Origin of the sequence: Dapis brunnea BLCC-M229, from assembly GCF_050015995.1 — a bacterium.
GTDB lineage: Bacteria > Cyanobacteriota > Cyanobacteriia > Cyanobacteriales > Microcoleaceae > Trichodesmium.
In genome coordinates this window covers 1-20,181 of the sequence record NZ_JBNHEP010000245.1, presented here as the reverse complement: position 1 = coordinate 20,181, position 20,181 = coordinate 1, and the positions used below count along the sequence as shown (strand labels likewise).

Genomic DNA, 20,181 nt, shown 5'->3' with positions numbered 1-20,181 from the left:
AGCCGTCGGTAGGGCGACGTACTGTGGAGCAACTGTAAGACCTAAAGAGAGCAAGTCTCGGAAGGCAAGTGCTATGTTTCGCTGCGCGACATGTTTGCGGAGCATGACCTAAAGAAAAAGCGCAGTTCCTCTGCAAGAGGCAGCAGAAAGCTCCTATCAGTGATGTAATGGAATCCCTTGCTGTCTCGCATATAGCAGCGTCGGGAGGATGTCAAGTTTAAGAAACTATAAGTATTGAAATCCACTGTTTTTTTAGTGAATCTAACTCTCTATATGGGTAAGAGTATTGCGTCAAAATGCCCTAAGCATAAATTGCTAAACTGTAGAATTAGTAATATAAACTTGGAGGACACCTGAACAATGTTAGAAAACTATGAGAATCATGTACAACAACGAGCAACCCTGGGTATCCCAGCCCTACCACTAGATGCGGGGCAAACATCTGAACTATGTGAACTCCTGAAAAACCCACCAAACGGAATAGAAGAAAAGTTAATGGGATTATTGCGCGATCGCGTACCACCAGGAGTAGATGAAGCAGCTTATGTCAAAGCAGGGTTTCTCACAGGTATTGCTAAAGGAGAAATTACCAGTTCCCTAATTTCTCCTACTTATGCAGTGGAACTGTTAGGAACAATGGTTGGTGGATACAACGTTCAATCATTGATAGAGCTGCTCAAATCAGAAAATTCTGAACTAGCAAATACAGCAGCTAAAGCTTTAAGTAAAATTCTGTTAGTATATGACGCTTTTAACGACGTTATAGAATTGGCAGAAACTAACCCCTACGCCAAACAAGTAGTAGATTCTTGGGCAGCAGCAGAATGGTTTACTACTCGCCCCGAACTTCCAGAAACAATAACAGTCACTGTCTTCAAAGTTCCTGGGGAAACCAATACTGACGACCTCTCACCTGCTCCCCACGCCACTACTCGCCCCGACATTCCACTTCACGCATTAGCCATGCTGGAGTCGAAAATGCCAGAAGGGTTGAAAACTATTGCCGAATTAAAACAAAAAGGTCATCCAGTCACTTATGTTGGCGATGTTGTTGGGACAGGTTCATCCCGGAAGTCTGCCTGTAACTCGATGTTGTGGCACATTGGGGAAGATATTCCTTTCATTCCGAATAAACGTTCTGGTGGTTATATTTTGGGTGGTAAAATTGCTCCGATTTTCTTCAACACTGCGGAAGACTCTGGCGCATTACCTATCGAATGTGATGTCACAAAAATGGAAACAGGAATGGTAATAACTATTCATCCCTACAAAGGAGAAATTACCAACGAAGCAGGAGAAATAATTTCTACCTTTACCCTGAAACCAGAAACTATGCTTGATGAGGTACGAGCAGGGGGGCGCATTCCTCTATTAATTGGGCGTACCCTCACCGACAAAACCCGTAATGCTCTAGGATTAGAAACCAGCACTGTATTTACCCGTCCCCAAGTACCAGCAGACACTGGTAAAGGTTTCACATTGGCACAGAAAATGGTCGGTAAAGCTTGCGGTTTAGCAGGGGTTCGTCCGGGAACAGCTTGCGAACCATTGATGACAACGGTAGGTTCTCAAGATACCACCGGACCTATGACCAGGGATGAAATGAAAGAACTCGCTTGCCTTGGTTTTAGTGCTGACTTAGTAATGCAGAGTTTTTGTCATACTGCTGCTTATCCCAAACCAGTTGATATTAAGACTCACAAACAGTTACCAGATTTCTTTTCTGCTCGTGGTGGGGTGGCGTTGCGTCCGGGAGATGGAATTATTCACTCTTGGTTAAACCGGATGTTGTTACCTGATACAGTGGGAACTGGGGGTGATTCTCATACCCGTTTTCCTCTGGGAATTTCGTTTCCAGCGGGTTCTGGTTTGGTAGCATTTGCAGCAGCTTTGGGGTTGATGCCATTGGATATGCCAGAATCTGTTTTGGTTCGGTTTAAGGGTAAATTACAACCGGGGGTAACATTGCGGGATATTGTGAATGCTATTCCCTATGTGGCGATTCAAAAAGGGTTATTAACTGTAGCGCTGGAGAATAAAAAAAATGTGTTCTCCGGGCGAATTATGGAAATGGAAGGTTTGCCAGACTTGAAGGTAGAGCAGGCATTTGAATTGACAGATGCGACGGCGGAACGTTCTTGTGCAGGTTCCACAATTAAGTTGGGTACGGAGACAATTTCTGAGTATCTGCGTTCTAATATTACGTTGTTGAAAAATATGGTAGCGCGGGGTTATCCAGATGCGCGGACTATTATGCGTCGGGTTGCCAAGATGGAACAATGGTTGGCAAATCCAGAATTAATGTCTGGGGATGCAGATGCGGAGTATGCGGAAATTATTGAGGTAGATTTGAACGAAATCAAGGAACCTATTGTGGCGGCACCCAACGATCCGGATAATATTAAATTGATGTCGGAATGTGCAGGGGATAAAATTGATGAAGTGTTTATCGGTTCCTGCATGACAAATATCGGTCACTATCGCGCTGCTGCCAAAGTATTGGAAGGAGCAGGGCGAGTCAAAGGTGTATTGTGGATTTGTCCGCCAACTCGCATGGATGAGAAACAGTTGCGCGAGGAAGGAATGTATGGCGTCTTTGCTGCGGCTGGTGCGCGGACGGAAATGCCTGGATGTTCTTTGTGTATGGGAAATCAGGCAAGGGTTGAAGATGGCGTGACTGTGTTCTCGACTTCGACACGGAATTTTAATAATCGCATGGGTAAAGGTGCGCGTGTGTATTTGGGTTCTGCTGAGTTGGCGGCGGTATGTGCGTTGTTAGGACGGATACCAAGTGTGGATGAGTATTTGGAGATTATGAAAGAGAAGGTCGATCCGTTTGCCGCTGATTTGTATCGGTATTTGAATTTCGATCAAATTGCTGGTTTTGAGGATGAAGGGCGAGTGATTCCTTTGGAAGAGATGCCGAAAATTGAGGAGATTTTGGGGATGCCAGTTAGTGTTGGGAAGTAGTGCTAGGTAGATGATTTTAGGGTGGGTTAATTCCCGCCCTTTATTTTGAAATTGAAGTAGTATAATAAAAGTAGTATATTTTCACAAATTAAGATAAATATGGGATTCAAAAAAATTCGACACTCAACTATAATACCTGAAACTCCTGAAGCACTTTTTCGCGACTTGAGAAATCGTAAAAAAGAAGGTCTTATTTCTCATCAAGCAGACATATTACGAGAATATCAAAAGCTTGCTTTGGATAAATCTGATGTAGCTTTGCAACTTCCTACTGGCAGTGGTAAAACTCTAGTTGGATTATTAATTGGGGAATGGCGAAGACGGAAGTTTAGGGAAAAAGTAGTCTATCTTTGCCCTACTCGTCAATTAGTTAACCAAGTAGTTGAACAGTCTATTAATGAGTATGGAATCAATGCTAATGCTTTTACTGGAAAACAAAGCGAATATTTGCCTAGTATCAAGGCAGAATATCGGGATAGAGAAACTTTAGCTGTTACTACATATAGTGGTCTATTTAACACTAACTCGTTCTTTAAGGATGTAAATATCATCATACTTGATGATGCTCATGCTGCCGAAAACTACGTCGCTAAGTATTGGTCTGTATTAATAGAACGACAAAAACATGACTCACTTTTCAAGAATATTATATCATTTTTAAAATCAATTATCTCAGAATCAGACTATTCAAGATTTTTTAACGAGTCTCCGGATGTATCAGATAAAAACTGGGTTGAAAAAATCCCTACATCATATTTATATGAAAAAATACTAGAGTTAATTGAACTAATAGATAGATATACTTCTGATGAGAGTTGTGATTCTAATATAAAATATCCTTGGTCTGTACTAAGAGGTCATCTTTTTGCCTGTCATATATATTTGAGTTTTAACACTATATTAATTAGACCTGTAATACCACCTACTCAAACTCATAAACCATTCTCACAAGCAAAACAACGTTTATATATGTCTGCAACTTTAGGAGAAGGAGGAGAAATAGAGCGTCTTTTCGGTATGGAAAATATTCTTCGTTTACCAGTACCAGAAGGTTGGGATAAACAGGTATTGGTCGTCGCTTGTTCTTGTTTCCTGGAAATTCACTTGATGAAAAATCTTCAATAAATTTAGTAATGAAAATGATTCGAGAAACTCCTCGGTCTCTTGTACTTGTTCCAGATAATAACCAAGCAAATTACATAAAAGAAGCGATTAAAGAACAAACAGAATACCAAATATTTGAAACTCAACAAATTGAAACTTCTAAGCAATATTTTATCTCCGAGGATAAAGCAGTTGCAGTGGTAGCAAATCGATATGATGGAATCGATCTAGTAGGAAATGAATGTCGGTTACTAATAGTTAAAGATTTACAGCGAGCTACAAATATTCAAGAAAAATTTTTAGTTACTCGTTTGGGTGCAGGTGTAATTTTCAACGACCGGATTATAACCAGAATGGTTCAAGCAGTTGGACGTTGTACAAGGTCTGCCACTGATTATGCAGCAGTAGTTATATTAGGAGAGGAGTTAGAAAATCTTTTGCTGAATTCTGACAAACAGCAGTTTTTACATCCTGAATTACAGGGAGAAATTAAATTTGGAATTGAACAATCAAAAAGAGTTGAAGAAAATGATTTTCTCGATCGGCTGAAGATTTTTTTAGAACATGGGCAAGAGTGGAATGAAGCTGATGAAGACATAGTTTATTATAGAGAGTCATTACAGCAAGCTAAACTACCTGCAATGGAAAACTTGAAAGAAAGTGTTTCTGATGAGATTAAATACCAATATTGTATTTGGTATCGTAACTTTGAAGAAGCTATGGCTAAATGTGAAAGTGTTTTCAGTCGTCTTAATCAGGCAAATGATAAAGATGTTCGAGGTTATATAGCTTTTTGGTATTATCTTGCAGGTAGTGCTGCATGGATGGGGGCAAAAGATGGTATTACCTCTATGGAAAGTAAGGCAAGACATTATTTTAAACGTGCTGCTAATGTTGCTCCAGAGGTTACATGGTTTTCACGACTTTCTCAAAAGCTACTAGAAAATGATGTATCCTCTCAAGATGACACAAGACTTAGCAAAATAATAGAAGGTTTAGAGCAGCGACTCATCAAATTAGGTATAGGGAATAGTACAAAATTTGAGAAAGAGCTAAAGACAATTCTTGATAATCTAAATCCACCAATAACAGATCGGCAAAATCTGACAGATGAGGAGCGTAACAAGCTAAGTAAAAAATTTGAGGACGGCCATGAAAGATTAGGAAAACTATTGGGTTATGACTCAGGTAACTCCACAACTCATAGTACTCCAGATCCTTGGTGGATTGCTGGAGATGACTTGTGCATAGTATTTGAAGACCACTCAGAAGGCAATACAGAAACTACCCTTGGGTCTGTCAAAGTTAGAGAGGCAGCATCCCACCCAAAATGGATTAGAGAAAATAAAGATACCTCTTTATCTCAATCCGCAGATATTATTCCAGTTCTCATTACACGTTGTACAAAAATAGAACCTGATGCTAAACCTTATACAGAAGACGTATGTTACTGGAATTTAGAAGACTTCAAGAAGTGGGCAACTAATGCAATATCTACAGTTAGAGAATTAAGGCGTAGCTTTCCAGGAGAAGAGAATCTTGAGTGGCGTAAACGTGCTATTCAGGCTTATCAAGATGCAGGAATTGACCCTTCCTCTTTACTAGCCAAATTACGGCAGAGTAAGTTGCGCGATTTAACTTCTGATTAAAATTGTAGGAGGTTTATTGTCCTATTTATAGCAGTCGAAGCAAAGATTAGGAAATCCCTAAATGCTGAAATTTATCAGAGATTACTTCTGACTTCAGACTTATGTTTATGACTATACTTCTACTGCTATAGTACTATACTTTTAATTCTTAAAATAGCAGTTAATTATGCCTTATATTATTACCAACTTAACTGCTGAATCTAAACAAACTGCGTTTTATTTATTCTGATGGTAGTTAGATTATTGTAGATTTTCAACCTATTATTAACCAAGGTGGAGTTTTTGCCCCTTTATCCGATCCAAATTTTTTTTCACAAGTAAAATTAGGGGAGGATGGTAGATATATTGAATGGGATGGAGGAATAGATTTTTGTGAGTGAAGCTTTATGGTTTGAAGCGCATCCTAATGAGAATCCGTTGAGTCTTTCCATTATTGAATATGCCTAGAATTAGTGACGCAAGATAATTCGATTTGTTTAGACACACCAAAAAATAGAACAGAAGACATCCACTGCTTATCAACTAAACTGCTGCTCTATAAATCTGTTATTTCTTTTTTCCTTTGATTTTTGAATTTTTTTGTTTTGAATTTTTATTTTTAACTTTTGCTCTCTGCTCACTCACCTCTGGTGGCGGACCATAATCTCCATCACTGAAATATACTCGCTCTACTATATGTTGTGGTTCTACTTCAATCCACAGACGCGCTCCTCCGGCTTGACTTTTATTGGGTTGATGGGGTTGATAAACGATTTGGCAAGGTCCGTCAATTTTCAGGGCGTGGCAATAATCCTTTTTATCTCCCACTTTCACCGCAACTGCTGGATAAGAAGTTCCATTGTCTCGGTTATAGTCAATAGTCTTTCGTAGAACATGAACAAAAGTATTGCCGGAGCGTCGATTCTTGTTCCAAGTACCTTCCGGACCACGACGACCTGGTTTAATTTCTGGCATTCCCCTAGAATTAAGGGGAATCATCCAAAGTCTTCCGACTTTACGAGCATCTCTAACACGACCTTGATTCAGTAGCTCCCGCAATCGACCAGTAGAGAGATTGAGTAAAAAAGCAGCTTGTGTGGTAGTAACTAAAGGTTCAGTAGTAGTAACTAAAGGTTCACTCATAAGTACAACGTTGGAGTTTTTAGATATTAGATAAATTATAATATTTTTATATTAGATAATTTTTAGTTTACCATAGCAAGAAAAATCAAAAAGTGATAAGCAGGTAGACAAAATTAATTACAAACTTAGTCAAGCTGAATTTAGTGTCTTGTAAATATTACATAGAATTGGAATAGGTAAAGAACTCTGTTTAGGTGCTTAAGAGGAAGAGAATAATATTTGGACTTTTTCAGAAAGTATTGTATGGTGGAATTGATTTTAATAATTAAGAATAATATCTATGTTACGCACCTATAACACTGTATTAACAGGAAACTATTTAGAATGGAAAGGAAGATGCTCCTGAATTGAGCGTTGGTGAAGCCTAGCGTCAGCTACATCGCCCCCAGGAAGTCTACGTTACTTTCTTAGAAAAGAAACCAGAGTAAAATCAAAAATCTCGTGGTGAGCAAATGGTAAAAGCACTAGAAAAATTAGCTGAAATTAAAGCTTTTGCTGATGTAGAACCGAAAACCTGGGAACAAGAAGTTCGTCAAGATCGCCCACTTCCCAATAGAGAGCAATAATGTTACTTGATAGTAATATCATGTCATGTCCGGAGAATTAGTGATAAAAAACTTTCTGCCTTCTAACCTTTTCTTTCCTTCTGCCTCCTGCCTTCTGCCTTCTGCCTTAGTGTAATTCAACCGGAAATCATATTACTTCTGAGTAAATGCCCAAACCCCTTTCCAATTTTTAGGCACACCAGTTACCATTAACTTATCAATTCTTTCTAAATAAAGTTGAGCTGTTTTATCTGAATAATTAACTGCTAATACTTTCTCAAAATAATCTTTAGCAGAAACTAAATCTCCTAAACGATAAGATTCCAAACCTAATGCAAAATCTGCCTGAGTTTTTAATTTTAATTCTCGCACTGAATCAACTTCACCATCCAACACTTCATAAACATTAATAGGTTCATTTCTACCCTTAACAGATGCCCGGTCTAAAAACCGAATTTGATATTTTTGCGGATTTTTTAAACACTTAAAAGCTGATTCAGAAATTAATAAAGAAACACCATAAAACTTAGTCAAACCTTCTAAACGAGCGGTCAAATTCACATTATCAGAAAGTGCATCTCCTGACATCCGACCTTCCTCTCCAACTATACCTACCATCATGTTACCCCAATGAATACCTATACCAATTTTAATTGGGGGAAAATCTGCTGCTTTTAGAGTCTGATTATATTGTTGTAATTTCTTGATTTGAGCAATTGCAGTTTTAACTGCATCATCAGTACCATCCGGGAAAACTGCCATAATGCCATCTCCCATAAACTTAATAATTAAACCATTGCGAGCGCGAATTTCTGGACAAACTTGTTGTAAATAACCATTAACATAAGCAAAAGTTTCTTGAGAAGTCATATGCTCCGATATAGTTGTAAAAGACCGAATATCAGAAAAGAAAATTGCCATTTTTTTACTAACTCGGTCTCCTAGTTTAACATCAAGAATATTTTCTTTTGAGAGTAACTTAACATATTCATGGGGAACAAAACGTCCGTAGGCATTAGTAATTTTTGATAATTGAATATGGGTTTTTACCCTAGTTAATAATTCATCTTTAGCAAAAGGTTTACTCAAATAATCATTAGCACCAAATTGAAAACCCATAACTAGATCGGCAACTTGATTTTTAGCAGTTAACATTAAGATTGGCAAAGATTGAGCTGGGTATTTTTCTCTGATTTTAGCGCAGACTTCATAACCAGTCAAATTTGGCATCATTACGTCTAGCAAAATCATGTCAAAATTCTTATGCTTTTCCAAAGCAGCTAAAGCTTCTTTTCCATCTAATGCTGGAGTAACTTGATAGTTATTTGCTTTTAAATGATTAGTTAAAACTTGAATATTTATCGGTTCATCATCAACAACTAAAATGTGGAAATTATTGTTCGCTAGATAATTTTCATTAGGTTGGATGTCTACAGATGTTTCTACTTCTTCAATGGGATAACTAATATTGTTGTTAACTTTGGAAATAGGAACATTAGGAGTATCGGCTACAGGTTTTTCAGAAGTGGGTAGGGTAAAACTAAAACTAGAACCTACACCAACTTCTGAGTCTACCCAAATTCGACCGCCATGGAGTTCAACTAATTGCTTGGTAATAGCTAACCCTAAACCTGTACCACCATATTTTCTAGCCGTAGAGCCTTCTCCTTGTTCAAAAGATTCAAAAATGCTTTCTAGTTTATCCCTAGGAATACCGATCCCAGTATCAGAAACTGTAATCATTAGTTCTTGAAATTGCTGCCGATCTTGACTGGAGTCTTCGGGAACTGAAGATAGGTGAGGAGAATGTATAGAATTCTTGGTAATTACTTTAGCGGAGATTTCGACTTTACCATAGTCAGTAAATTTGATACTATTGCCAATTAAGTTATACAAAATTTGTTGTAGACGATTTTCATCAACACATACAAGAGGTAAATTTGTAGGGATAGCATTTGTTAACTGTATATTTTTTTTACTCACCAATAGATTTAGGGTGACTACTGTGTCTACAACCACAAAAACATCAACTGCTTTAACTTGTAATTCTAGTTTATTGTATCTAATTTTGGAAAAATCAAGAATGTCGTTAACTAGATTAGAAAGACGACGGGCACTAGATACAACCATGGCTAAGTTTGAAGTAATGATTGGGTTGAGGTTTTTAGTTGGCCCTTCTAGCAGAAATTCACCAATACCAATAATGCCATTAAGTGGGGTGCGTAATTCATGGGAGGTGTTAGCTAAAAATTCATCTTTGAGGCGGTCTAATTTTTTGAGTTCTTGGTTTTGTGTTTCTAGGGTTTCAAAGGAGCTTTTAAGCTGAGTTGCCATGCGGTTAAAGGACTGAGCAAGTTCTCCTAATTCATCATTACGGTGAATATCAAGTTGATTTTTCCATTTACCTTCCGCAATTTTTTTAGCAGCAGAATTAACTTGTAAAATTGGTTGAGTAATCCAGTAAGTAGTAACTATCCCTACTAATATGGCTACAGTCAGAGCAGTAATACTTAATAAAATGGTAGTTCTGGTGTTGGCGTCTACTTTTTCCATAAAGTCACTTTCGGGAACAATGACAACCACTAACCAATCAATACCCCGTCCGTCTTGAACTGGCATAATACTTGCATAGTACCACTTTCTATTAATCACAAAATTGAGCTGTCTGCTACGATCGACTTTTTCTAAACTACCAAAGGTTTTTTGTAGGTATTTTGCTGTAACACTTACTATTCTATTACCACTCTGAATAGCATGTAAGCGTTCTATTTTTCTATTACCGTCAACTTCACTAATTATAAAAGGTTCGGCAATTTGTGAACTAGCAATTAAATTTCCAGATCGCTCCATGATAAAGCTTTTGCCATTAGGACTAATCTTTAAGTTGTTAAGGAAGTCGGTCATCTGAGTTAAGCTAGTTTCATTGGCTAAAACTCCTATTAGATCGCCATCCGAATCAAAAATAGGTTTAACAGCAGCTATATCTAAAGATGTGTTAGAACCAGAGACAGCAGAATAAATAGAACTCCATGTAGGTTTACCCAGTTTTTTTGCTACTTGATACCAGGGACGAAGACGTGGGTCGTACTCTCTAACTCTCAAGAATTTACTAATATTGCCACGATCGTCTAACTGATAAATTTCACGCAGTGGTTCAGTAGCTGTAGTCCGAATTCTTAAGTCAATATCTCCATTACCAGGATGAATTTCAACGTTAATAAACTCTCCCTGTTCGTTACCAAAAAAAAGATCGGTTTCCAACTGCTGCTGTTTGATAATTTGCCAAAAGTAGAGTCGCATTGCCCCAAAATCATCGGTATCAAGGTTGCCACTTTTAATAGCATCATTAGTTATTCTTAGGACTTCATGGGATTTGTCTAGATAATCTAAAACGTGTTGCTGAATACGAGTGCTAATTTCCTGAGTTAACTTATTTGCTAGGGTATCAACTGATTGGCGTCCATTGGTAAAAGAAAAATATCCCACTAATCCAACAGCAGTCACAATTTGTAGAACAAAGGGGACAATGAGGACAGTTTTTAGGGGAAGTTTGTTAAACATTTTGCCCAGTTTTGTATTATACTAATAATTAAAAATAATGCTATAGCTTAAAACTACTTCAACTATTTTAGAATCAGGGTATTTCGTCAAGATATAATACTAATTTATAAGAGTAATTACAAAATCATTACAAATAGGTTTTATTGCACTATAAACATAGCAAATTTTAATCTCTGACTTTTATATTTTGGACTCTTTACTATTGATTACTTTCGCTACAATCAAATATAACAAGACGAGCGTAAAATTAGTATTATTTTTTAGTAAATACCCAAACCCCGTTCCAGTTTTCAGGAACACCCATTACTGTTAATTTATCCATTCTTTCTAGATAAACTTGAGCAGTTTTATCGGCATAATTAACTGCTAATACTTTCTCAAAATAATTTTTAGCGGAAACTAAATTTCCCAAACGATAATACTCTAAACCCAATACAAAATCTGCCTGAGTTTTTAACTTTAATTCTTGCACATAATCCATTTCTCCGTCTAGAACTTCATAAAAATCGAGAACCTTGTGTCTACCCTTAACAGATACACGGTCTAAAAATCGAATTTTATATTGTTCGGTATTTTTTAAACCTTGAAAAGCTGATTTGGAAATTAACAAGGAAACTCCATAATACTTAATTAGAGCCTCTAAACGAGCTGTCAAGTTCACATTATCAGAAAGTGCATCTCCTGACATCCGGTTTGGCTCTCCAACAATACCTACCATCATGTAACCTAAATGGATACCAATTCCTACCTTAATCGGAGGTAAATTTTCTGCTTCCAGAGTCTGATTATATTCTTGTAATTTTTGCAGTTTACCAATAGCAGCTTGCACCGCATCATCAGCTCCATCAGGAAAAACTGCCATAATTCCATCTCCCATAAACTTAATAATTAAACCATTCCGGTCGCGAATTTCTGGGGAAACTTGTTGCAGATAACCATTTACAAAAGCAAAAGTTTCTTGAGAAGTCATCTTCTCAGATAGAGTTGTAAAAGAGCGAATATCAGAAAATAAAATTGCCATTTCTTTACTAACACGGTCTCCTAATTTAACATCTAAAATATGTTCTTTCGAGAGCAATTTTACCGAATAATTAATAATTAAATAATTAAATAATTAAATAATTAAATAATTAAATAATTAAATAATTCAGCTTTGTTAGCCTCCCCTTGAAAGGGGAAAAAAGCGGTCGTTTGCGAAGCATTCCGTCAGGATGGGATGGCGAGGTTTCCTCACCATATCCAATCGACCAAGAGAATAAATTTTTTCCTTAAGCGTCAATCCTCTTCCTTTTAGGGAGAGGTAATTATCCATTATCCATTAATGAAATATTCATGGGGGACAAAACGCCCATAAGCATTAGTAATTTTTTAGAGTTGAATATGAGTTCTAATTCTAGTCAATAATTCATCCTTAGCAAAAGGTTTAGTCAGGTAGTCATTAGCACCAAATTGGAAACCCATAACTAAATCAGCAATTTGATTTTTAGCAGTTAACATTAACACTGGTAAACTTTGAGCTGGATATTTTTCCCGAAGTTTTGCGCAGACTTGATAACCGGACATATTTGGCATCATTACATCCAGTAAAATTAGATCAAAATTATTATGACTATCCAAAGCTGCCAAAGCCTCTTTTCCATATCTCTTTCTTTAACGACTTGCCAAAAGTAAAGCCTGAGGGCAGCAAAATCATAGATATCCAAATTATCACTTTCTATTGCATCATTGGTGACTATTAAAACTTGATGGGATTTGTTGAGATATCCTAAAACGTGCTGTTCAATGCGAGTGCTAATTTCGTTGGTTAACTTGTTGGCAAGAGTATCAACAGTTTGGCGTCCGTTGGTCAAAGAAAAATATCCCACTAATCCCACTGCACTAACGATTTGCAGCACAAAGGGAACAATTAGGACAGTTTTTAGGGGAAGTTTGTTAAACATTTTGCCCAGGCCAGGAGATAGGAGTTTAAATAACATGAGCTTTGAAGTTATTTCTAATAGACATCTCCGATAATTAAAAATTAAATCAATTATCGGGCATAAATCATCAATTCTTTCCCCCTACTCCCTACTCCCTACTCCCTACCCCCTCTTTATCCGGAGATGTCTAATATATCTCTGGCCTTTAAACGGCTAATACATCATACAAGTTTAAAAATATTCCTACAAAGCACTGGGCTATTAGGGTTAAGAATTCAAGTATCAGGAAGTACAGAATAGGAGAGTCAAACAGCCCCATAATTCCATCAAATGCAGTTTAGAGGCAAAAACCTTGATTTCTGTAAAGTTGAGTTGAATTTCTCAACCCAAAATTCACCCTGTTTTTTTTTGGGTTGATCCAGGGGATAAGCTCTGCTGACACTTCGTTTCATCTAACCTAGAAATTATCCTTAACTTAAATAATTATACCGAAAACATATTTAAAATTTCCACCTCATAGACTAGGACCCATGTCTTGACAAAATTTGATTTTAGTTACTTTTGACAAAAATAGATAAATGTGATATGGAAAAAGTTCTCAAATCCAATCATAATGATTGACTTTTGACTTTTAATTTATAAATTTTGACTTTTATACCCCGATAACCTTTAAAAAAATCGATCTTTAGCATTCATCCCAAGGAAGTCTGTGTAAGAATGCTTATTAGTTTTGCCCACTTAGTTAAAAATTATAAAGTAACCATAAGTTATGGAAACACTTTATCAATATGCCTGGCTGATTCCAGTATTGCCCCTACTTGGAGCAATGGTAGTCGGCCTTGGCCTAATATCCTATAGTCAAGCCACCAGTAATTTGCGACAGAGAGCCGCCGTATTTATTGTCTCCCTGTTAGGAACTGCAATGGTTCTCTCCTTTGCCTTGCTTTGGAGTCAAATTAATGGCCATGAAATCTATACCCAAATGTTTGAGTGGGCAGCAGCAGGTGACTTCAAGCTCAGTATGGGCTACACCATCGACCATCTGACTGCCCTCATGTTAGTCATTGTCACCACCGTTGCCTTCTTGGTAATGATCTACACCGATGGCTACATGGCTCATGACCCAGGCTATGTACGCTTTTACGCCTATTTGAGCTTATTTAGCTCCTCAATGCTGGGGCTAGTAGTTTCTCCCAACCTAGTCCAGGTTTATATATTCTGGGAACTGGTGGGAGTCTCTTCCTACCTACTGATTGGTTTCTGGTACGACCGCAAAGCAGCAGCAGATGCTTGTCAAAAAGCCTTTGTCGCCAACCGTGTTGGTGACTTTGGTTTGCTTTTGGGAATGCTGGGAATTTATTGGGCTACAGGTAGCTTTGAATTTGAGGTGATGGGCGTTCGTTTGGAGCATCTTGTAGAAACAGGCGCTCTGAGCGTTGGTTTAGCAACCTTGTTTGGTGTCTTGGTATTCTTGGGGCCAGCAGCTAAATCTGCCCAATTCCCATTGCACGTTTGGCTGCCAGATGCAATGGAAGGCCCAACTCCTATCTCGGCCCTAATCCACGCAGCAACAATGGTGGCTGCTGGTGTATTTCTTATTGCGCGGATGTATCCAGTATTTGAACATCTGCCAATCGTAATGAACATTATCGCCTGGACGGGAGCTTTTACAGCTTTTCTGGGAGCAACGATCGCTATTACCCAAAATGACATTAAAAAAGGTCTCGCCTATTCGACCATTTCCCAGTTGGGCTACATGGTAATGGCAATGGGTGTAGGTGCTTATAGTGCTGGATTATTTCACCTAATGACCCACGCTTACTTCAAAGCCATGTTGTTCTTGTGTTCCGGTTCAGTTATTCACGGAATGGAAGCTGTCGTCGGTCATAACCCAGTTTTGGCTCAAGATATGCGATTAATGGGTGGGCTGCGGAAATATATGCCTGTTACTTCGGCTTGCTTTTTAATTGGTACTCTGGCAATTTGCGGTATTCCTCCTTTTGCTGGTTTTTGGTCAAAGGATGAAATTCTTGGCAGTGCTTTTGGAGCTAACCCGGCTTTATGGTTTATCGGTTGGGCAACTGCTGGAATGACTGCTTTTTATATGTTCCGGATGTATTTCTCTACTTTTGAGGGAGAGTTCCGGGGTAACAATGAGGAGATTAAAGAGCAGTTACTCTATGCAAATGCTACTCCTGCAGTTGCTTTCGGTCCGGGTGCAATGGACCCCAATGAACTAGAACATGGCCATGATGACCATAGCCATGATGACCATAGCCACGATGACCATCATCATAGCGACTCCCCCCATGAGTCTCCTATAAGCATGACTCTACCATTGATGGCTTTAGCTATTCCTTCGATGATTATTGGTTTATTGGGAACGCCTTTTGCTAATTATTTTGAGCAGTTTATTTATGCTCCTGGGGAATCTTTGGCAGAGGTGTTAGAGGAATTAGCAGAGTTTGACCTGACTGAATTTTTAATTATGGCAGGTAATTCTGTGGGTATTGCTTTAATTGGCATTACCTTTGCTTCGCTGATGTACTTGAGTCGTAAAATTGACCCTGATGCGATCGCGCAAAAAATCAAACCTCTCTACAACTTTTCCCTCAACAAGTGGTATCTAGACGACATCAACGAGGAGCTATTTGTTAAAGGTAGTCGTCGCCTAGCACGCCAAGTCTTGGAAGTAGACTACAAGGTAGTTGATGGAGCTGTTAACTTAACAGGTTTTATCACTCTTTTGAGTGGTGAAGGTTTGAAATATTTGGAAAATGGTCGCGCTCAGTTTTATGCCTTAATTGTATTTGTGGCAGTTTTGGGCTTCGTTGTTTTCTCTGGTGTCTAGTTCAGTTATCAGTTGTCAGTTATCAGTTATCAGAAGTTCTCTTAGTGGCATTTAGGCAAATATTTTCTTTGTTAACTTTATGTTTCTATGAGTAATATCAAATTCGGTAGTATCGGTATAATTCAATATTGTGGGAGTTTGATGACCAAACAACTACAAAACTTGGAGTTTTTGCCAATAATCCAATAATCCAAAGTAAACGGATTTGATATAACTTCTGACTGATAACTGAAGATCGCAAACTGAGATAATAAGACTAAATTCAAAAGTAATGGAAACAAAAGAAGTCATACTAAAGTTTTCCTCATTACTCAAACTAAGTTTTTCCAAGACTTCCTATCTCATAACTTTACAAAATTTTCAAAGCGAGAATTAAATATTTATGGCTGATTTTCCTTGGTTGACTACAATCATCCTATTTCCAGTAGTTGCATCGTTACTAATTCCGATTATTCCGGATAAAGACGGCAAAACGGTGAAGTGGTACGCCTTAATTATTGGATTAATTGATTTTGCTATTATTATTGCTGCCTTCTGTACTGGATATGACACGAGTAACCCAGAACTCCAACTGGTAGAAAGTTATCCCTGGGTGTCACAACTAGACTTAAATTGGTCAGTGGGAGCTGATGGTTTATCCATGCCATTAATTATTCTGACTGGCTTTATCACCACCCTAGCAATTATGGCAGCGTGGCCTGTAACTTTTAAGCCAAAGCTATTTTATTTCTTGATGTTGCTAATGTACGGCGGTCAAATTGCTGTATTTGCCGTGCAGGATATGTTGCTGTTTTTCCTAGTTTGGGAATTAGAATTAGTACCAGTTTACCTAATTCTCTCCATCTGGGGTGGCAAGAAACGTTTGTATGCAGCAACTAAGTTTATTCTTTATACTGCAGGTGGCTCCCTGTTTATTTTGATAGCAGCGTTAACAATGGCGTTTTATGGCGATACTGTTACGTTTGATATGAGAGCGGTTGCTGCGAAAGATTATGCTCTGAATCTGCAACTGTTATTATATGGAGCATTTTTAATTGCCTATGCTGTGAAATTACCAATTTTTCCATTACATACTTGGCTGCCAGACGCTCACGGGGAAGCAACAGCACCAGCTCATATGTTACTGGCAGGAATTCTCCTGAAAATGGGTGGCTATGCTCTACTGCGGATGAATGCTGGAATGTTGCCAGATGCTCATGCCGTCTTTGCTCCTGTGTTAGTGATTTTGGGAGTTGTAAATATTGTCTATGCTGCTTTAACATCATTTGCCCAACGAAACCTAAAGCGGAAAATTGCCTATTCTTCGATTTCTCACATGGGGTTTGTGTTAATTGGTATGGCTTCCTTTACCAATATTGGTATGAGTGGAGCTGTGCTACAAATGATTTCCCATGGATTAATTGGAGCAAGTTTATTCTTTTTGGTGGGAGCTACTTATGACCGTACCCATACTTTAATATTGGATGAAATGGGTGGTGTCGGTCAGAAGATGAAGAAAGTGTTTGCTATGTGGACGACTTGTTCGATGGCTTCTTTAGCGTTACCGGGAATGAGTGGGTTTGTGGCTGAGGTGATGGTGTTTATTGGTTTTGCTACCAGTGACGCTTATAATCCAACTTTCAAAGTTATGGTAATATTCTTGGCAGCAGTGGGAGTTATTTTGACTCCGATTTATCTATTGTCAATGTTGCGGGAAATTTTGTATGGTCCTGAGAATAAGCAGTTGGTAGAGCATGAAGTTCTCAAGGATGCGGAACCTCGCGAGGTGTTTATTATTGGTTGTTTGTTAGTACCAATTATTGGGATAGGTTTATATCCTAAAATTGTGACTCAGATTTATGATGCGACAACTGTGCAGTTAACGGCGCGGTTACGAGATTCAGTACCGATGTTGATGGAGTCTGAGAAGGTGGCGTTAACAGATGGAAGTGAGTCGCTGATGCGTGCGCCTGCAATTAAGTAATTTTCTGATAGTTGGTAATTTTAGATTGTTCTGAATTTTGTATTAGTTTTCTGTAAACCCCCGAAGTAAAAAGGGGGTTTTTATTTTATTTTACCGATTTTGATAAACATGACGCTGTTAAAAGCGATTTAATTCCCAAAGTGCTATTAAAACGAGAGATGACTGCGATCTACGTCCCAAAACTTTATTTATTAGTTCAGTTTGGTCTTATTAAATTTATAGCCTTTAAAGGCTATAACTAAACCACCAATCATCAATAAGCTTAAACCAGAAGATGGCTCATTCACAGTCGAAATATTGACTGTATTAATTCCAAAACCGCGTTGTGGTGAAGACGTCTGAAAAACCAAACTTTTAATATTAGCTGTATCGTTTCTTACTCCTAAAAAAACGGCAGAGTTATCCCGTGCCCCAGAAGAAATTCCTGGTAATGAAAATGTTCCTAGTAAACTATTTTGATCGTCAAACGCAGATATAAAAACTTCATAATCTATATCAGCACTACCACTTGCAGCAATTTGGGTTCCAGCAGCTTTAACATTTTTATCAAAAACAATGGTTAAAGGATTTGGATTTCCTGTAGGAATAATTGTAGGACTAAAACCTGTAAATAAAATAAAATCACCAGGTGCAAAATTAGTTTGAACTTCTGGGTTATTTTGAAAAATAAATGGTGGAGTAATCTCTTCTCCAGCCGATGGAATTTCAACATTTATTCCTAAACCATTGGCAGATTGTGCTGAAAATGAATTTGAAAGAAAGTCACTAGGATTGGAAGCTAATGGGTTCAAGACTTTTCCTAAACTTGACCATTCAATTTCGTCATTACTTTGTAAAGAATTCCTATCTTGAACAAATGTAATAGCAAGAACTGGCTGTGATAAAAATGTTGTTAAGGCAATAAATGCAGCTAACTGAGCCTTGATAACTAATTTGCGATTAGAAGTTTTCAAAGTTTTATTTTCCTTTATTCTTAAATTACAGATATTATACTCTACATTCCCCAGGTTGTAATAGGAATTTTAAATACGGCTTGCTGATGAACGAAATAAAATTACATGATACTGTAGCTTTAACAGAGAATATGAAAACTACACAATTTATGACTGATAAAGAAATAATATTACCTAGATCTCAAGTAGGAACTGTGGTATAAATTTATGATCGAGGAAAAGCTTTTGAGGTAGAATTTGCTAATAAAAATGGGCAAACTTACGCATTGATATCCCTTGAACTTGAAAAACTAATGTTGCTGCATATAAACTGTTCCAATTTAACACAAAAATGAGGGATAATGGATAATCAAGAATTGTTATTATTAAACTACTATTACGCAATTTTTTTAGCTTTAAAGTAACAAATAGGGGTAAAATTAATTAATTCTATTGAAAATGTCAAAGAAGAATTGAGAAATTACCAGAGCATCAAATCCCAGAAGTTTTACAGTTTGTCAATTTTTTGCTTTACTCCCAAGAACAGCTTCTTTCTCCTCCCTTTGAGAAAAAAGAAGCTTTGAAAGAAAGCGATCCTTTAGCCGACTTTATTGGTGCAGTAGAATGCGGTTCTCTAGCTCAAAATATTGATTCAGAACTTTGCTAACAATCAAACTTTATTTGACATTTTTAATTCTGCCATTAACTTCGGCCAAATTATTAGGAAAAATCCCATCCAAGTCAATATAGGAATAGAAATAATAACTGTTAACCAAACCATTCTAAATACAAACCAACTACTACTAATAATAGTAATTCCTGTCAAAAGTATTGACCAAGGTTGACACCACCAAGGTTTGTAATTCCAGGGGTTAAATTTTTCCGGTTCAACTGATTTGTTCATAATAAATAGTATTAGGTTTTGAAACTTCAATTTTTACTAAAATCAAGCCAAGTTTGTTTCATCAAAAGCTTTTTCTAATTCTGGAGTTAACTTTAGGTAGTTGCTCCACAATCTCAAATAGTCAAAATCCCATATTTTTCGTCTAGCTTTAAGAACTCCCAATATACACTCCACAGTCTCGTCAACATCTCGGCAGTGCGTTAATGAAATGCAACGCACCCTACTGGATTCTTAATCCGTACATCCGTGCCATAATCCCTGTGAGCTATTGTTGGGTTTCGAGTCCCTCAACCTAACCGACGCTTATTCCCTATTAGATAAGTATTTAGTAATTTGTTTAATTATGCCACTGAGAATAGCACCTCCCATCAAAATTCCAATAGCTGGAGTAAAGACTGGTTCCCATAACCTATGCCAAAGATCGAGACCTAAAGAAACTCCAGAATAACGACCAATAACAGCGATCGCGAACCAGGCAAAACCAATTATTACTAGAAATACATCTACTACTAAAAATGTATCTAACCAGTTGAGTAATTTGTCTTTCATTGTTAGTAATTTCCCGTAAATATTTTAATTTGTTATAAAATAATACCATTTCAGAATAGTAAGAGACTGTTTGTAAAATAAGTATTAAGAGAACATGCGAGTGACTAAAATC

16 protein-coding genes are annotated in these 20,181 nt (G+C 37.5%); 7 read left to right on the top strand and 9 right to left on the bottom strand.

Annotated elements, in window-relative coordinates:
* The first annotated feature begins 360 nt into the window (after positions 1-360).
* The 3 genes from acnB to ACP6PM_RS28035 all read left to right on the top strand — a co-directional run bounded on the left by acnB (position 361) and on the right by ACP6PM_RS28035 (position 5,723).
* Positions 361-2,970, top strand: coding sequence for a bifunctional aconitate hydratase 2/2-methylisocitrate dehydratase (gene acnB / locus ACP6PM_RS28045; RefSeq protein WP_426590178.1), 2,610 nt, complete (start codon positions 361-363; stop codon positions 2,968-2,970).
* Positions 2,971-3,069: 99 nt separating this feature from the next.
* Positions 3,070-4,095, top strand: a complete 1,026-nt coding sequence (locus ACP6PM_RS28040; RefSeq protein WP_426590177.1) for a DEAD/DEAH box helicase — start codon at positions 3,070-3,072, stop codon at positions 4,093-4,095.
* 8 nt (positions 4,096-4,103) lie between these two features.
* Complete coding sequence (locus ACP6PM_RS28035) at positions 4,104-5,723, top strand: helicase C-terminal domain-containing protein (RefSeq protein WP_426590176.1); 1,620 nt, start codon at positions 4,104-4,106, stop codon at positions 5,721-5,723.
* 546 nt (positions 5,724-6,269) lie between these two features.
* Here the strand turns inward: ACP6PM_RS28035 and ACP6PM_RS28030 are convergent.
* The 5 genes from ACP6PM_RS28030 to ACP6PM_RS28010 all read right to left on the bottom strand — a co-directional run bounded on the left by ACP6PM_RS28030 (position 6,270) and on the right by ACP6PM_RS28010 (position 12,927).
* Positions 6,270-6,845 carry a hypothetical protein gene (locus tag ACP6PM_RS28030; RefSeq protein ID WP_426590175.1) on the bottom strand — a complete coding sequence of 192 codons (576 nt, stop codon included), beginning with the start codon at positions 6,843-6,845 and terminating at the stop codon, positions 6,270-6,272.
* 698 nt (positions 6,846-7,543) lie between these two features.
* Positions 7,544-10,951, bottom strand: coding sequence for a response regulator (locus ACP6PM_RS28025; protein WP_426590174.1), 3,408 nt, complete (start codon positions 10,949-10,951; stop codon positions 7,544-7,546).
* Between the two features lie 253 nt (positions 10,952-11,204).
* The gene (locus ACP6PM_RS28020) at positions 11,205-12,029 is read right to left on the bottom strand and encodes an adenylate/guanylate cyclase domain-containing protein (RefSeq protein ID WP_426590173.1); all 825 of its coding nucleotides are present in this window, start codon (positions 12,027-12,029) and stop codon (positions 11,205-11,207) included.
* A gap of 290 nt (positions 12,030-12,319) precedes the next feature.
* Positions 12,320-12,568 carry a response regulator transcription factor gene (locus ACP6PM_RS28015; RefSeq protein WP_426590185.1) on the bottom strand — a complete coding sequence of 83 codons (249 nt, stop codon included), beginning with the start codon at positions 12,566-12,568 and terminating at the stop codon, positions 12,320-12,322.
* Positions 12,541-12,927 (bottom strand): hypothetical protein, encoded by a 387-nt coding sequence (locus ACP6PM_RS28010; RefSeq protein WP_426590172.1) that lies wholly within the window; start codon positions 12,925-12,927, stop codon positions 12,541-12,543. Before ACP6PM_RS28010 ends, ACP6PM_RS28015 begins: the two co-directional genes overlap by 28 nt.
* Positions 12,928-13,639: 712 nt before the next feature.
* Here ACP6PM_RS28010 and ACP6PM_RS28005 point away from each other — a divergent pair.
* A complete protein-coding gene (locus ACP6PM_RS28005; protein WP_426590171.1) occupies positions 13,640-15,721 on the top strand; it encodes an NAD(P)H-quinone oxidoreductase subunit 5 in 2,082 nt (693 codons plus the stop codon).
* A gap of 382 nt (positions 15,722-16,103) precedes the next feature.
* On the top strand, positions 16,104-17,684 hold the full coding sequence (locus ACP6PM_RS28000) for an NAD(P)H-quinone oxidoreductase subunit 4 (RefSeq protein ID WP_426590170.1): 1,581 nt from the start codon (positions 16,104-16,106) through the stop codon (positions 17,682-17,684).
* Between the two features lie 191 nt (positions 17,685-17,875).
* Here the strand turns inward: ACP6PM_RS28000 and ACP6PM_RS27995 are convergent, their stop codons facing one another.
* A complete protein-coding gene (locus ACP6PM_RS27995; protein WP_426590169.1) occupies positions 17,876-18,637 on the bottom strand; it encodes a hypothetical protein in 762 nt (253 codons plus the stop codon).
* Between the two features lie 203 nt (positions 18,638-18,840).
* Between ACP6PM_RS27995 and ACP6PM_RS27990 the strand changes: the two genes are divergently transcribed.
* Positions 18,841-18,972, top strand: a complete 132-nt coding sequence (locus ACP6PM_RS27990) for a DUF4926 domain-containing protein (RefSeq protein WP_426590184.1) — start codon at positions 18,841-18,843, stop codon at positions 18,970-18,972.
* Positions 18,973-19,142: 170 nt separating this feature from the next.
* Complete coding sequence (locus tag ACP6PM_RS27985; RefSeq protein ID WP_426590168.1) at positions 19,143-19,283, top strand: hypothetical protein; 141 nt, start codon at positions 19,143-19,145, stop codon at positions 19,281-19,283.
* Positions 19,284-19,286: 3 nt separating this feature from the next.
* On the opposite strand, the gene ACP6PM_RS27980 is transcribed toward ACP6PM_RS27985, so the two are convergent.
* The 3 genes from ACP6PM_RS27980 to ACP6PM_RS27970 all read right to left on the bottom strand — a co-directional run bounded on the left by ACP6PM_RS27980 (position 19,287) and on the right by ACP6PM_RS27970 (position 20,069).
* Positions 19,287-19,520, bottom strand: a complete 234-nt coding sequence (locus ACP6PM_RS27980) for a DUF6737 family protein (protein ID WP_426590167.1) — start codon at positions 19,518-19,520, stop codon at positions 19,287-19,289.
* 42 nt (positions 19,521-19,562) lie between these two features.
* Positions 19,563-19,739 carry a hypothetical protein gene (locus tag ACP6PM_RS27975; protein ID WP_426590166.1) on the bottom strand — a complete coding sequence of 59 codons (177 nt, stop codon included), beginning with the start codon at positions 19,737-19,739 and terminating at the stop codon, positions 19,563-19,565.
* Positions 19,740-19,823: 84 nt separating this feature from the next.
* A complete protein-coding gene (locus ACP6PM_RS27970) occupies positions 19,824-20,069 on the bottom strand; it encodes a hypothetical protein (RefSeq protein WP_426590165.1) in 246 nt (81 codons plus the stop codon).
* Positions 20,070-20,181 lie beyond the last annotated feature (112 nt).